The 388-nt window shown below is 39.9% G+C and carries 1 protein-coding gene; it reads right to left on the reverse strand.

What is annotated here, in order from left to right; genetic code table 11:
- Window positions 1-387 (reverse strand): transposase family protein (locus tag KJQ97_RS09695; RefSeq protein ID WP_502756494.1); only part of this gene is annotated, 387 nt, incomplete at its 3' end.
- Window position 388: the final 1 nt, after the last annotated feature.

The following is a 388-nucleotide window of genomic DNA, read 5'->3' on the forward strand; positions in this document are numbered from 1 at the left end:
GTAATTATAGCTCCCTTCATATTTGAAGGTTTTATGCCGATAGGCTCTGGCATATTGACACACCGGAATGGGAAAGCCATCAATAACATGAATGTTGTCTTGCCCATGCTGTTTAACGATATGCTGTTGTATCAAAGTTTTTACCTGTAACACATTGACGCACTGCTTGGCACAGTTGGGATATGAGCCTATTTGTGGAAACCATGTTTGCCAGTGTTGTTTAAAATACTGATGGATTTGTGAGTCGGTGTCCATCTGTAAAAACTCACCCACTATCTCCATGGTGATAATTTCACTGTCGGTTAGCTTTGGTGCATATCCGCCTTGTCTTAGCCGGTTTGTTACAATCTTTTTGTAGTAGTCATCTACCATTAGATAGATTTTAATG

Origin of the sequence: Campylobacter sp. 2018MI01 (assembly GCF_018501205.1) — a bacterium.
GTDB lineage: Bacteria > Campylobacterota > Campylobacteria > Campylobacterales > Campylobacteraceae > Campylobacter_E.